Source organism: Pseudomonas sp. GW823-FHT02F05 (assembly GCF_058797315.1).
Genome location: NZ_JBXAJM010000001.1, coordinates 123,326 through 137,721 on the forward strand (window position 1 = coordinate 123,326; position 14,396 = coordinate 137,721).

General features: G+C 61.1%; 13 protein-coding genes. 12 read left to right on the plus strand and 1 reads right to left on the minus strand.

Going from position 1 to position 14,396, the window contains the following annotated elements:
- The first annotated feature begins 280 nt into the window (after window positions 1-280).
- The 12 genes from arnC (at window position 281) to AC1RAC_RS00585 (ending at window position 13,370) form a co-directional block, all read left to right on the plus strand.
- Window positions 281-1,315 (plus strand): undecaprenyl-phosphate 4-deoxy-4-formamido-L-arabinose transferase, encoded by a 1,035-nt coding sequence (gene arnC, locus AC1RAC_RS00530; protein WP_492615997.1) that lies wholly within the window; start codon window positions 281-283, stop codon window positions 1,313-1,315.
- Window positions 1,312-3,303 (plus strand): bifunctional UDP-4-amino-4-deoxy-L-arabinose formyltransferase/UDP-glucuronic acid oxidase ArnA, encoded by a 1,992-nt coding sequence (gene arnA, locus AC1RAC_RS00535; protein ID WP_054896501.1) that lies wholly within the window; start codon window positions 1,312-1,314, stop codon window positions 3,301-3,303. Before arnC ends, arnA begins: the two co-directional genes overlap by 4 nt.
- Entirely contained in the window at window positions 3,303-4,187 is an 885-nt protein-coding gene (gene arnD, locus AC1RAC_RS00540) for a 4-deoxy-4-formamido-L-arabinose-phosphoundecaprenol deformylase (RefSeq protein WP_054896502.1), read from the plus strand. The genes arnA and arnD overlap by 1 nt, the downstream gene beginning before the upstream one ends.
- Complete coding sequence (gene arnT, locus AC1RAC_RS00545; RefSeq protein WP_054896503.1) at window positions 4,184-5,839, plus strand: lipid IV(A) 4-amino-4-deoxy-L-arabinosyltransferase; 1,656 nt, start codon at window positions 4,184-4,186, stop codon at window positions 5,837-5,839. Before arnD ends, arnT begins: the two co-directional genes overlap by 4 nt.
- Window positions 5,836-6,183 (plus strand): 4-amino-4-deoxy-L-arabinose-phosphoundecaprenol flippase subunit ArnE, encoded by a 348-nt coding sequence (gene arnE, locus AC1RAC_RS00550; protein ID WP_032897302.1) that lies wholly within the window; start codon window positions 5,836-5,838, stop codon window positions 6,181-6,183. The genes arnT and arnE overlap by 4 nt, the downstream gene beginning before the upstream one ends.
- Window positions 6,180-6,593, plus strand: coding sequence for a 4-amino-4-deoxy-L-arabinose-phosphoundecaprenol flippase subunit ArnF (arnF, locus tag AC1RAC_RS00555; protein WP_294165513.1), 414 nt, complete (start codon window positions 6,180-6,182; stop codon window positions 6,591-6,593). Before arnE ends, arnF begins: the two co-directional genes overlap by 4 nt.
- The gene (locus tag AC1RAC_RS00560; protein ID WP_034127447.1) at window positions 6,590-7,972 is read left to right on the plus strand and encodes a UDP-glucose dehydrogenase family protein; all 1,383 of its coding nucleotides are present in this window, start codon (window positions 6,590-6,592) and stop codon (window positions 7,970-7,972) included. The genes arnF and AC1RAC_RS00560 overlap by 4 nt, the downstream gene beginning before the upstream one ends.
- The gene (locus tag AC1RAC_RS00565; protein ID WP_492615998.1) at window positions 7,973-9,595 is read left to right on the plus strand and encodes an ArnT family glycosyltransferase; all 1,623 of its coding nucleotides are present in this window, start codon (window positions 7,973-7,975) and stop codon (window positions 9,593-9,595) included. It begins immediately after the preceding gene.
- A 320-nt stretch (window positions 9,596-9,915) separates the two neighbouring features.
- Window positions 9,916-10,104, plus strand: a complete 189-nt coding sequence (locus tag AC1RAC_RS00570) for a type VI secretion system contractile sheath small subunit (RefSeq protein ID WP_254989728.1) — start codon at window positions 9,916-9,918, stop codon at window positions 10,102-10,104.
- Between the two features lie 166 nt (window positions 10,105-10,270).
- Window positions 10,271-10,981: an HPP family protein gene (locus tag AC1RAC_RS00575; RefSeq protein WP_054896508.1), complete on the plus strand. Its 711-nt coding sequence runs from the start codon at window positions 10,271-10,273 to the stop codon at window positions 10,979-10,981.
- 130 nt (window positions 10,982-11,111) lie between these two features.
- Window positions 11,112-12,215 carry an enoyl-CoA hydratase/isomerase family protein gene (locus tag AC1RAC_RS00580; RefSeq protein WP_492615999.1) on the plus strand — a complete coding sequence of 368 codons (1,104 nt, stop codon included), beginning with the start codon at window positions 11,112-11,114 and terminating at the stop codon, window positions 12,213-12,215.
- Window positions 12,216-12,218: 3 nt separating this feature from the next.
- Window positions 12,219-13,370 carry an acyl-CoA dehydrogenase family protein gene (locus tag AC1RAC_RS00585; RefSeq protein WP_072446622.1) on the plus strand — a complete coding sequence of 384 codons (1,152 nt, stop codon included), beginning with the start codon at window positions 12,219-12,221 and terminating at the stop codon, window positions 13,368-13,370.
- Window positions 13,371-13,618: 248 nt separating this feature from the next.
- Here the strand turns inward: AC1RAC_RS00585 and AC1RAC_RS00590 are convergent, their stop codons facing one another.
- Entirely contained in the window at window positions 13,619-14,392 is a 774-nt protein-coding gene (locus AC1RAC_RS00590; protein ID WP_054896511.1) for an enoyl-CoA hydratase, read from the minus strand.
- Between the last annotated feature and the right edge of the window lie 4 nt (window positions 14,393-14,396).

The following is a 14,396-nucleotide window of genomic DNA, read 5'->3' on the forward strand; positions in this document are numbered from 1 at the left end:
TGTCGCCCTGTGAGACCTACATGTAACGCCTTGATTACTTAGCTGAACCCTAGCTGTCTGCCTGTCAAATAAACGAGTTTTTCATCCGCCTTTCATATTCGTTGCACATTTTTGCGCTTAACCTTGTAGGCAACACTTGAGAGCAATCCGTGGATTATCGACTAACCTATTGAAAACGCATCATCTTTAGCCCCGTTTTGTAACCTGCGGGCTGTAGTTTTGCCCAATGAACGCTGCCGTTTTCACGCTTGAAGTCGCTTTAGCCCGAGGTCATGAATCTTTGAAACCCTACCCTATTCATTGCGTGTCGATCGTTATCCCGGTCTACAACGAACAAGAAAGCCTGCCTGAGTTGCTGCGTCGCACCACGGCAGCCTGCAAGCATCTGGCCTACGAATACGAAATCATCCTGGTGGATGACGGTAGCCGCGACAACTCGGCCCAACTGCTCGAAGACGCCGCCGCGGAAGACGGCAGCAATGTGGTAGCGGTGATCCTTAACCGCAACTACGGCCAGCACGCGGCGATCATGGCCGGCTTTGAACAGTGCCGTGGCGAAGTGGTGATCACCCTTGACGCCGACCTGCAGAACCCGCCGGAAGAGATCCCGCGCCTGGTCGAGCAAGCTGCCCTGGGCTACGACGTGGTTGCCACCGTGCGGAATAACCGCCAGGACTCGGCCTTCCGCCGCTGGCCGTCGCGCTTGATCAACCTCGCCGTGCAACGTTCTACCGGCGTGGCCATGACCGACTACGGCTGCATGTTGCGCGCCTACCGACGCACCATTGTCGACGCCATGCTCGCCTGCCGTGAACGCAGCACGTTCATTCCTATCCTGGCCAACGGCTTCGCCCGGCACACCACGGAAATCCTGGTGCACCACGCCGAACGTGAGCACGGCGAATCCAAATACAGCGCCATGCGCCTGATCAGCCTGATGTTCGACCTGCTGACCTGCATGACCACCACGCCCTTGCGCCTGCTGTCCATCGTCGGTTTCAGCCTGGCGGCGCTGGGCGTGCTGTTTGCCTTTGCCCTGATCGTCATGCGCCTGGCCTTCGGCGCCGACTGGGCCGGTGATGGCCTGTTCGTGCTGTTTGCGGTGTTGTTTGTGTTCACCGGTGGCCAGTTCATCGGCATGGGCCTGCTGGGCGAATACCTGGGCCGCATGTACAGCGATGTCCGCGCCCGCCCACGCTTCTTTATTGAAAAAGTGCTGCGCAACCAACCGGCAGCACCGGCTCCAGTCGTCGTGGTCGACGGTCTGGTGTCTTCCCATACTTCTACTTCTTCTTCGGATCAGGTCCAGTCATGAGTTCAAAAGCTGTTGTATTCGCCTACCACGATATTGGCTGCGCAGGCATTGAAGCGCTGCTCAGCGCCGGTTACGACATCGCCGCCGTGTTCACCCATGCCGATGACCCCAAGGAAAACAACTTCTACGGTTCCGTCGCCCAACTTTGCGCCCGCAATGGCATCCCGGTACATGCACCGGAAGACGCCAACCACCCGCTGTGGATCGAACGCATCGCCAAGCTGAACCCGGAGTACATCTTCTCGTTCTACTACCGCAACCTGCTGAGCGAGCCGCTGTTGGCCACCGCCCGCAAAGGCGCGTTCAACCTGCACGGCTCGTTGCTGCCTAAATACCGTGGCCGCGCCCCGGCCAACTGGGTGCTGGTCAACGGCGAAACCGAAACCGGCGTGACCCTGCATCGCATGGTCAAGCGTGCCGATGCCGGCGCCATCCTGGCCCAGCAAAAAGTCACCATCGAGCGCAGCGATACCGGCCTGAGCCTGCACGCCAAGCTGCGTGAGGCGGCCACTGCCCTGTTGCGCGATGCTCTGCCACAGCTGGCCCAGGGCAAGCTGAGCGAAACCGCCCAGGACGAGAGCAAAGCCACCTACTTCGGTCGTCGCACCGCCGCCGATGGCAAGCTGGACTGGAAAAAACCTGCCGAGCAACTGTTCAACCTGGTACGCGCAGTGACCCAGCCGTACCCCGGCGCCTTCTGCGCCGTGGGCGAGCACAAGCTGATCGTGTGGCAAGCCGACGTGGTCAAGGGCAACGAAGGTTTGGCGCCTGGCCGTGTAATCAGCGTCAACCCGCTGCGCATTGCCTGCGGTGAAGATTCCCTGGTGGTCAAGTTCGGCCAGCGCAACGAAAACGGCCTGTACCTGGCCGGCCCGTCCCTGGCCGATGAACTGGGCCTGGTAGACGGTTCCGTGCTGCGCGGCGCCGAGTCGGGCCGCAAGCCGCGCCGTACCCGTGTGCTGATCCTGGGCGTGAACGGTTTTATCGGTAACCACCTGTCCGAGCGCCTGCTGCGTGACGACCGCTACGAAGTCTATGGCCTGGACATCGGCTCCGACGCCATCGAGCGCCTGCGCAGCCACCCGAACTTCCATTACGTGGAAGGCGACATCAGCATCCACACCGAGTGGATCGAGTACCACATCAAGAAATGCGACGTGGTGCTGCCGCTGGTGGCCATCGCCACGCCGATCGAATACACCCGTAACCCGCTGCGCGTGTTCGAACTGGACTTCGAAGAAAACCTCAAGCTGGTGCGCTACTGCGTCAAGTACAACAAGCGCGTGATTTTCCCGTCGACCTCCGAAGTCTATGGCATGTGCCAAGACCAGTATTTCGACGAAGACACCTCCAACCTGGTGGTGGGCCCGGTCAACAAGCAACGCTGGATCTACTCCGTCTCCAAGCAACTGCTGGACCGCGTGATCTGGGCCTACGGCGACAAGGGCCTGAAGTTCACCCTGTTCCGTCCATTCAACTGGATGGGCCCGCGCCTGGACCGCCTGGACTCGGCGCGTATCGGCAGCTCCCGCGCCATTACCCAACTGATCCTGAACCTGGTGGAAGGCACGCCGATCCGTCTGTTCGACGGTGGTGAGCAGAAGCGTTGCTTCACCGACATTGCCGACGGCATCGAAGCCCTGGCGCGCATCATTGATAACGACAATGGCGTCTGCGACGGCCAGATCATCAACATCGGCAACCCCGAAAACGAAGCCAGCATTCGCCAGTTGGGCGAAGAACTGCTGCGTCAGTTCGAGGCTCACCCACTGCGCCACAATTTCCCGCCGTTCGCCGGTTTCCGCGACGTCGAGAGCAAGGCGTTCTACGGCACAGGTTACCAGGACGTGGCGCACCGCAAGCCGAGCATCGAAAACGCCAAGCGCCTGCTGAACTGGGAGCCGAGCGTGCAGATGAGCGAAACCATCGGCAACACGCTCGATTTCTTCTTGCGTGAAGCCATGCTTGAAATTGCGGATAAAAAGTAATGCAGGCAGGTCTTCGCATCGACGTCGACACCTACCGCGGCACCCGTGAAGGTGTGCCACGGTTGCTCGACTCCCTGGCCGAAGCTGGGGTCAAAGCGACGTTCTTCTTCAGTGTCGGGCCGGACAACATGGGGCGCCACTTGTGGCGCCTGATCCGCCCGCAGTTTTTGTGGAAGATGCTGCGTTCCAACGCTGCCGGCCTGTATGGCTGGGATATTTTGCTGGCCGGCACCGCCTGGCCAGGCAAGCCGATTGGCCGCGACCTGGGGCATTTGATGCGCCAGGCCAAGGCCGCCGGGCATGAAGTCGGCCTGCACGCCTGGGACCACCATGGCTGGCAGGCCAACACCGGGCGTTGGAGCGAGGCACAGCTGGTCGAGCAGATTCGGCGCGGCGTAGACACCTTGAGCGACATCCTCGGCGAGCGCGTCGACTGTTCAGCGGCCGCCGGCTGGCGTGCCGATGAGCGCGTGGTGCAAGCCAAGCAAGGCTTCAACTTTCGCTACAACAGCGATTGCCGGGGCACCAGCCTGTTTCGACCAACCTTGGCCGATGGCAGTGCGGGCACCCCACAAATTCCGGTAGACCTGCCGACCTTCGACGAAGTCGTCGGGCCGGTGGTGGCTGCCAACGATTTCAACCGTTTCATTCTCGACAGGTTCAGCGCGTCGAAGCTGAACGTCTATACGATCCACGCAGAAGTAGAAGGGATTCTGATGGCCAATGATTTTCGCCAGTTGCTCGCCCAGGCAGGGCAGCGCGGCATTGATTTCAAACCCTTGGGCGAACTGTTGCCCACGGATGTGACCACCCTGCCCCAGCAACAGCTGGTACGCGGCGCCTTGAGCGGCCGCGAGGGCTGGCTTGGAGTACAGCAGGCATGATCCGCCGCTGGGCCTTGCCCCTGCTCCTGCTCGCGTTTGCGGTGTTCTACCTGCTGCCGTTGGCCACCCATGGCCTGTGGATTCCCGATGAAACCCGCTATGCACAAATCAGCCAGGAAATGCTGATGACCGGCAAGTGGGCCTCGCCGCACTTCATGGGGATTCGCTACTTTGAAAAACCTGCGGCCGGCTACTGGATGATCGCGCTGGGCCAGGCGATCTTCGGCCAGAACCTGTTCGGCGTACGGTTTGCCTCGGCGTTGAGCACCGGCTTGAGCATTCTGCTGGTGTATCTGGTCTCTCGCCGGTTGTGGAATGATCCGCAAAAAAGCCTGGTCAGCACGTTGCTCTACATGAGTTTCGTCAGCGTGGCTGCGCTGGGCGGCTATGCCAACCTGGACCCGCAGTTCACTTTTTGGGTCAACCTGACCGGCGTGGCCTTGTGGTTCTGCTTCGACAGCACCACGCGGCGTGCGCGCTTGTGGTCCTGGGCCTTGCTGGGCCTGGCGTGCGGCATGGGCTTCATGACCAAGGGCTTCCTGGCCTGGTTGCTGCCGGTGCTGGTCGCCCTGCCCTACGCCGTCTGGCAAAAACGTTTTGGCGAGTTGTGCAAATTTGGCCCTGTTGCCGTGGTGGTGGCGATTGCTGTCAGCGTGCCGTGGGCCCTGGCTGTGCACCTGCAAGAGCCGGACTACTGGCATTTCTTTTTCTGGCACGAGCACATCCAACGCTTTGCCGGTGAAGACGCCCAGCACGCCGAACCTTTCTGGTATTACTTGCCGCTGCTGGTAGGGTTCGCACTGCCGTGGGTTGCGCTATTGCCGTCCGCGTTCAAGCAGGCCTGGCTGCAACGGCGTGTGCCGAAAACCGCGTTCCTGCTACTGTGGCTGTTGATGCCCCTGGCCTTTTTCAGCTTGGCCAAAGGCAAGCTGCCCTCCTACATTATGCCGTGCATGCTCCCCCTCGCCTTGCTGATGGGCTCGGCCCTGAGCGACAAACTGGCTCAAGGCCACGGCCGCGTTCTGCGCATCAATGGCTGGTTGAACCTGGTGATCGGCGTGCTGGTCTTGCTGGCCCTCAGCTGGTTCCAGTTGAAGAAGCCGGTATACGAACCGGGAGAAGAAACCCTCAGCCTGGTGCTGGTGTTCATCTTTTTGTTCGGTTGGATCGTGGTCAATCTGCTGCAAGCGGCGCGCCCTTTGGCATTGTGGGCCGCGCCGCTGATCGGCAGTGGATTGCTGGTGCTGCTGGTGCCTGCGGCGTTGCCTCATTCGGTGGTTTACAACAAGACCCCGGACCAGTTCATCATTGATCACATCGACGAATTGCAACCCAGCGTTGCCCTGCTGAGCAACGACCTGGGCGCCGCCTCGGCGCTGTCCTGGCGCCTCAAACGTCCCGATATCACGCTGTACAACACCTCGGGTGAGGTCAAGTACGGCCTGGCTTACGAGGATACGGCCCCGCGTCTGGTCGACCGTAACCGCATCCAGGCGTGGATGGCCGAAACCCGGCGTACCGGCGCGGTGGGCGTGGTGATGCGCGTCAATAGCACCGGCGAAAAAGAAGAACTCGCACTGCTGCCCACTGACGGCAAGCGTTATGCGCAAGGCAAGATCGTGATCCTGATTTTCCCCCAGGTCGCGCCATGATCACCCTGCTGCTACTGCTCACGGCCTGCCTGCTGACCTGCATGGGCCAAGTCTCGCAAAAATTCGCCGTGGAAAGCTGGCGCGGCGTGCCAGACGGCTGGGCACTGAAACTGCGCTCGCCGTGGTTGTGGTCGGCGCTGGTGTGCCTGGGCCTGGGCTTGCTGGTGTGGCTGCTGGTGTTGCAGCGCCTGGAAGTCGGCATTGCCTACCCCATGCTCAGCCTGAATTTTGTGCTGGTCACGCTGATGGCGCGCTTTGTGTTTCACGAACCCATTGATGGCCGTCACTGGCTGGGCGTGGGGCTGGTGATTGCCGGCGTGGTCTTGCTGGGGCGCCAGGTATGAGTCGCGTGCGGGGTTTCGCCCTGGCTTTGGGCAGTGTCGGCCTGGTGAGTGGTGCCCAACTGGGCATGCGCTGGAGCATGACGCGCCTGCCGCTTCCCACCCAATGGCTGGCGGCCTTCACGGATAACAGCATCGAACTGGGCGCCCTGGGCGCGGTGATCCTGGCGATCATCGCCTATGCGCTGTCGATGCTGTGCTGGCTCGGCGCACTGAAGCACTTACCCCTGGGCCGCGCCTATTCGCTGCTCAGTATCAGCTACGCGCTGGTGTATTTGCTGGCCGCCTGCCTGCCGGTGTTCAACGAAGATTTTTCGCTTTCAAAAACCCTGGGGGTGGCCTTGGTCATCCTCGGCGTACTGGTTATCAACTCTCGTCGTGCTAGCACCTCAAGTCCCAGGAATACCCCATGAAAATCAGTGTATTTGGTAGTGGTTACGTTGGTCTGGTCCAGGCCACTGTATTAGCCGAAGTCGGTCACGATGTCATTTGCATGGACGTTGACAAGCACAAGGTCGAATCGCTGCAGAAGGGGCATGTGACCATCTTCGAGCCGGGCCTGGCAGCCATGGTCAAGGACAACCTGGAAAGCGGGCGCCTGCGCTTTACCCACGACGAAAAACTCGCCGTCGAGCACGGTGAAGTGTTGTTTATTGCCGTGGGCACGCCGTCGGATGAAGACGGCTCTGCCGACCTGAAATACGTGCTGTCGGTAGGTGATGCGGTAGCCCGCCATCGCGTGGCGCCGGTGATCCTGGTGGAAAAATCCACTGTACCGGTCGGCACTGGCGACACATTGCGCGACCACATCCTCAATAACCTGCGCGCCGCCGGCCGTGAGCTGCAGTTCGATATCGTCTCCAACCCGGAATTCCTCAAGGAAGGCTCAGCCGTTGCCGACTGCCGCCGCCCGGACCGGATCATCATCGGCTGCGAGCGTGAAGAGGTGCGCGACGTGATGCGCGACCTGTACGCGCCCTTCAACCGCAACCACGATCGCATCATCTTCATGGACCTGCGCAGCGCCGAACTGACCAAGTACGCCGCCAACTGCATGCTGGCCACCAAGATCAGCTTCATCAACCAGATCGCCGAGTTGGCTGAACACCTGGGTGCCGACATTGAGTCGGTGCGCCTGGGCATCGGTGCCGACTCACGCATCGGCTACCACTTTATCTACCCTGGCTGCGGTTATGGCGGCTCGTGCTTCCCCAAAGACATGCGCGCCCTGATCCACAGCGCCAAGCAGGCCAACTGCTCCAGCGACCTGCTCGAAGCCGTGGAAGCCATCAACCAGCGCCAGAAGAGCAAGTTGTTCGAGCGCATCAACGCGTTCTTCCAGGGCAACCTCAAGGGCAAGACGTTTGCTTTGTGGGGCCTGGCCTTCAAGCCCAACACCGATGACATGCGTGACGCCCCCAGCCGCGTGCTGATGGAAGCCCTGTGGGCTGCCGGGGCCAATGTGCGCGCCTTCGACCCTGAAGCCATGCAGGAAACCCAGCGGATCTACGGCGATGACCCGCGCCTGATGCTGATGGGCACTCCGGAATCCACCTTGGGCGGCGCCGATGCGTTGATCGTGTGCACCGAATGGCAGCAATTCAAGGCACCGGACTTTGACCTGATTCACCAGCGCCTGAAAACCCCGGTGATCTTCGACGGCCGCAACCTGTACGACGGCGAGCGCCTGACGCGCAAAGGCTTCAAGTACTTCCCCATCGGCCGCGGCGACTCCTGCGAGTTACCGATCCCCCAGCAAAACTGGGTGGAACAGGTCAAGGACGCTTGCTAAGTGAACATCGCCTTACCGTCCGGGCAGCGTGCAACGATCCGTCGCCAGTCCCTGGGGCTTGGGCTCTTGGCGCTGCTGCTGTTTATCGTCGGCAACTGGCACCAGGCGATCATCGGCTTTGATTCGCGCTTTGTGCTGTTTGCCCAGGAAATGCTGCGCCATGGCCCGAGTTTCTTTCCCACCACCTATGGTCAGCCGTATGCCGATTACCTGGCAACGTCGACCCTGCTGACATGGCTGCTGTCGTTGCCCTTGGGTCAGGTCACCAGCCTGACAGCGTGGCTGCCCACGGCGGTCGCGTCGGCGCTGATCGTGGTGCTGGTCTATCGCCTCACCGCGCCCTACTCGCCGCGCTGGGGCCTGCTGAGCATTGCAACGCTGCTGCTCAGCAGTACCTTCGTCAGCGAAACCCGCGCAGTCTCCCTCGACCAGATGCTCGCCGCCGTGGCGTTGGCGGTGTTCTACCTGGGCTATGCCCATGACCATTTCGCTGCAGCCAAGCGCCTGCATTGGGTGTTTTTTCTGCTGCTGTTGGGGTTTGCCATTCGTGGCCCGATTGGCCTGGTGATCCCCACGGGCGTGTTGTGCAGCTACTACCTGATCAACCGTCAGTGGCGCCAGCTGTTCAGCTTCGGCCTGCTGGCACTGGCGCTGCTGGCGGCGTGCGTCGGCCTGTTGTTGCTGCTGGCCAAGCTCAGCGGCGGCGAAGACTTCATGCATGATGTGATTCGCATGCAGTTCCTGGGGCGCATGGATGGCAGCGAAGGCTCCGGCGGCGTGCTGTATTACTTCACCAGCTCCCTGGGCAACTACGCCCTGGCCTATCCACTGGCATTGTTAGTGCTGCTGGCGGTGCTGATGGACGGTCGACGCGCACCGGCCCCGGCCTTGAAGCTAGTGCTCTACTGCGCGGCAGCGGCTGTGCTGGTGATGCTGGGCCTGTCGGTACCCCAAGCCAAGAAAGCGCGCTACATCCTGCCGATGCTGCCGATGGCCGCGATCATTGCCGCGTACCCCTTCGCGGTCACGCAAGGGCGACAGTTTGCGTGGCTACGCGCCTTGATGCTGGGCATCTGGACGCTGTTGCCAACGCTGTTGGCCATTGGCTTGATGGTGGCGCGGCGGCGCTACCCGGAACCGCTGGCCGACCTTGAGCTGATCTTCGTCGTGCTCGGCACGCTACAGGTGCTGGCCCTGCTGGCATTGCTCCGCTCGCGGCTGCGCACCTACGGGCCCGCCTTGGGCGCCGTGCTCGCCCTCTGGGCCACCTACATCATGGTGGTTGAACCCCTGGAACGTCAGGTGTACGACACCCGCACCTTCAGCCTTGCCGTCAAGGCACACGTTCAGCAGCAACCAGCGCCGCTGGTGTTACATGCACTGGGCAAAGACGCGAAAGCTATCAAGTTCATGGTCAACTTCGATTGCGACAAGGTGCCGCTGTTTACCCAACTGCCTGCCGAATTGAAACCGGTCCAGGCGCCGGCGTGGTTGGTCATGAGCCAGGCTGATTTCCAGGCGCTGGAAGATCCGCGCTTGCGTTCAATCACGCCGACGCTCACCGCAGCGTTCGACAAAAATCCGTATGTGTTGCTGCACTTGGCAAAAGCCACGACGCCTTGAGTGCTATGCCCGCTGCACTGTAAGAAAGAACGCCCACTCCTCCACGAGTGGGCGACTTTCATCATAGGTACCAAGAAAACACCTACATTTGTTTGCGTAATGGCTGGTGCACTTTCCCTTCCGGTGCTCGGAGCCCAACTGTAGACTCGCTGCCACGTGCACTTACTATCTACCACCCGACCGCCAGGACTGCCCTGAAACGCTTGGGCCAGGGCACTTCATGACAACAAGGACGTTGTAGGCTGCCCGCGCGCGATGGCTTACTTCATCGAGAGGACAATGCCGTGCGAGAAAACCTGTTAACCCTCCCTTTACCCAGGCTGGATCGCTTGATGGCGTTGCGTGACGCACTGGTGGCGTTGAAGGGGCCGCTGGCCGACGATCCAAGGCTGCGCGAAGACCTGCAAGCGCGTCTGTTCAATGAAGAAACCCATAGTCGCGTGCTGGGCAAGATCAATCCGGCTACACCCGCAGACTCCGGGCCGATTACCTACGGCGAGGCCTTTTAGCTGCATTTATTTTGCATTTAACCCTCATTAATATGCATTGGCGCCGCGTTATCAAGCACTGCACACTGCACAGGTTCCTTCCCCCAAATGTTGGAACCTTCAAAGGGCTGTTCCGGGAAACCAGGCAGGCCTTTTTTTTCGCCCGCTGTTTATGGACCGTCTCTCAATGCTCGCTCGCTGGTTACCCGCTGCAATCAACACCCGTCCCGCCGAATGGAGCCGTGCAGCCATCGGCATGGCCCTGGGCACGATGTTCAGTGTCTGGGCCTGTGCCCAGGTGTTCGGCATGGAGGTGGCCCTGCACCTGCTCGGCCCTCTGGGCGCATCGGCCGTACTGTTGTTTGCCGTGTCGTCGGGGGCGCTGGCCCAACCCTGGTCAATCATGGGCAGTTACCTGTGTGCAGGCATCGTCGCGTTGTTGGTCGCCCGCGTCCTGGGGCGCACCTTGGGCAGCGCCTGCCTGGCGGCGGGCATGACCGTGATTCTCATCTGCTGGCTGCGTTGCCTGCACCCACCGGCCGGCGGCCTGGCCATGACCCTGGTGCTGGCCGATCCGGCATCGGTCAACCTCGGCTGGTACGAGCTTGCGCCGGTGATGCTCGGCGCCGGCGCCCTGCTCGCCTGCGCGCTGGCCTATAACAATGCCACGCGCACGCGTTATCCCAAGGGCCTTGCCGAGCCAGCCCCGGTTATCCTGGGCTCTGCCAATGCCGTGAGCGAGCCGAGCATCACGGCAGCCGACCTCAAGCTCGCGTTGGCCGAGATGGAGCAGTTCTACGATGTCGAACCGACAGAGTTGGAGCAACTGATCCACGCCGCCGAGGGCCATGCCCGACGTCGCAGTATCGGTGAGGTACTGGCCAGCCGGGTGGTTTGACCGGCACTGCATAAATGCAACAACGACCTGCAGGATTCCGGGTTGTACTGGGCAAATTTGCACTGGTACGATCACGAGAGAGTTCACCCGCGAACATCTTGATAAAGACAATAAAAGCAGGGAGTTAGAGATGACTGCTCAGGTTTCATCCCAAGCAAGCCACGCCGAGGTGCAGCAGGACGCTGTCCTGGCAAGCGTGCGCAACCATATCGGCCACCTCACCCTCAATCGTCCCGCTGGCTTGAACGCCATCACCCTGGACATGGTCCGCCAGTTAACCGCGCATTTGCAGGCCTGGGCCGACGACGCCGAGGTCTACGCCGTGGTACTGCGCGGCGCCGGTGAGAAAGCCTTTTGCGCCGGCGGCGACATCCGCTCGCTGTACGACAGCTTCAAGCAAGGCGACACCCTGCACCAGGACTTCTTCGTCGAGGAATATGCCCTCGACCTGGCCATTCACCACTACCGCAAACCCGTACTGGCGTTGATGGACGGTTTCGTCCTCGGCGGTGGCATGGGCCTGGTGCAAGGTGCGGACCTGCGGGTAGTCACCGAACGCAGCCGCCTGGCGATGCCGGAAGTGGCCATCGGCTACTTCCCGGATGTCGGCGGCAGCTATTTCCTCTCACGCATCCCGGGTGAGCTGGGTACTTACCTTGGGGTGACTGGCGTGCAGATCCGTGCGGCCGATGCCTTGTACTGCGGGTTGGCAGACTGGTACATCGACGGCGCCAAGTTGGTTGAGCTGGATCAGAAACTCGACGGCCTGCAATGGCATGACTCGCCGCTCAAGGACTTGCAAGGTGTACTCGCCAAGCTCGCCGTGCAGCAATTGCCCGACGCCCCCTTGGCGGCCTTGCGCCCGGCCATTGACCACTTTTTCGGGTTGCCGGACGTGCCCAGCATCGTCGAGCAGCTGCAACAAGTCACCGTGGCCGATAGCCACGACTGGGCGCTGACCACCGCCAACCTCATGCAGACCCGCTCGCCCGTGGCCATGGCCGTGACCCTGGAGATGCTGCGCCGTGGCCGCCACTTGCCACTGGAACAGTGCTTTGCCCTCGAACTGCATCTGGATCGCCAATGGTTCGAGCGCGGCGACCTGATCGAAGGGGTTCGCGCACTGATCATCGACAAGGACAAGACTCCGAAGTGGAACCCGCCCACCCTCCATGCGCTGGATGCCAGCCATGTGGACAGCTTCTTCCGCGACTTCGTGCAGATTGGGAAATAAGCCATGCAAGATCTTGAATACACTGAAGAACAAGTGATGATCCGCGACATGGCGCGGGATTTTGCCCGAGGCGAAATCGCCCCCCATGCCCAAGCCTGGGAAAAAGCCGGCTGGATCGACGACGCCCTGGTGGCGAAGATGGGCGAGCTGGGCCTGCTGGGCATGGTCGTCCCGGAAGAATGGGGTGGCACCTATGTCGATTACGTCGCCTATGCACTGGCCGTGGAGGAAATATCCGCCGGTGACGCTGCGACGGGCGCGTTGATGAGCATCCATAATTCAGTGGGTTGCGGGCCGATCCTCAACTACGGCACAACCGAACAGAAACACACCTGGCTGGCCGAACTCGCCAGTGGCCAGGCCATCGGTTGCTTCTGCCTGACCGAACCCCAGGCCGGTTCCGAAGCCCATAACCTGCGCACCCGTGCCGAGCTGCGTGATGGCCAATGGGTCATCAATGGCGCCAAGCAGTTTGTCAGCAACGGCAAGAGGGCCAAGTTGGCCATCGTGTTCGCCGTGACCGATCCAGACTTGGGCAAGAAAGGCATTTCGGCGTTCCTGGTGCCCACCGATACCCCAGGTTTCGTGGTCGACCGCACCGAGCACAAGATGGGCATTCGTGCGTCAGACACCTGCGCCGTCACCCTCAACCAATGCAAGGTTCCCGAAGCCAATCTGTTGGGTGAGCGCGGGAAGGGGCTGGCCATCGCCCTCTCCAACCTGGAAGGCGGCCGCATTGGTATCGCCGCCCAGGCCCTGGGCGTCGCCCGCGCCGCGTTTGAAGCCGCGCTGGCCTACGCCCGTGATCGGGTGCAGTTCGACAAGGCAATCATCGAACACCAGAGCGTGGCCAACCTGCTGGCCGACATGCAAACCCAGCTCAACGCTGCGCGCCTGCTGATCCTTCACGCCGCACGCCTGCGCACTGCCGGCAAACCGTGCTTGTCCGAAGCCTCCCAGGCCAAGCTGTTCGCCTCGGAAATGGCTGAGCGGGTCTGCTCCAAGGCGATGCAGATCCATGGTGGGTATGGGTATCTGGAGGATTACCCGGTGGAGCGTTACTACCGGGATGCACGGATCACGCAGATTTATGAAGGCACCAGCGAGATTCAGCGGATGGTGATTGCCAGGGAGTTGAAAAACTACCAGCTCTGACGGACATGACACCATCGCCTTCTGTAGGAGCGAGCTTGCTCGCGAAAAACGTCAACGATAACGCGTGCTTGCTGACTGACCGCGGCGTCTGTGAGCTTCTCGCGAGCAAGCTCGCTCCTACAAAAATGCCTTGACCGTCTGGCATTATGGCTTGCCTGCGATGCAGACACCTCGGTCCATCAGCTAACCGAGGCGATGCCATCGCAGGCAAGCCAGCTCCCACCTTTGCTATGCGGGGGTTGGCAGGGTTATTTATCCTTGAATTCCGGCGCCCGCTTGGCCACGAATGCGGCCATGCCTTCCTTCTGATCCTGGGTCGCGAACGCCGCATGAAACACCCGGCGCTCAAAGCGCACGCCTTCGGACAGGCTGACTTCAAACGCACGGTTCACGCTTTCCTTGACCATCATGCTGATCGGTACGGATTTACCCGCGATCAGGGCGGCCACTTTCAGCGCTTCTTCCAGCAACTCATCGGCGGGCACAATACGCGCGACAATGCCGCAGCGCTCGGCCTCTACCGCGTCAATAAAACGCCCGGTCAGGCACATCTCCATGGCCTTGGCCTTGCCCACTGCACGGGTCAGGCGCTGGGTGCCGCCCATGCCCGGCAGCACGCCCAGGTTGATTTCCGGCTGGCCGAACTTGGCGGTGTCGCCGGCAAGGATAAAGTCACACATCAGGGCCAGTTCGCAGCCACCGCCCAGGGCGAAGCCATTCACGGCGGCGATGATCGGCTTGCGGCGATTGGCCACGCGATCGCTGTCGCTGAACAAGTCGTCCATATAGATCTGCGGGTAGGTCAGCTCGGCCATTTCCTTGATGTCGGCACCGGCCGCGAAGGCTTTTTTCGAGCCAGTCAGCACGATGCAGCCAATTTCAGGGTTGGCTTCCAGGCTGTCCAGCGCCTGGTTCAGCTCACTGACCAGTTGTGCATTCAAGGCGTTCAGTGCGCTGGGACGGTTGAGCGTGATCAGCCCGACACGGCCCTGGACGTCAAGCAGGATGGTTTCGTAACTCATGTAT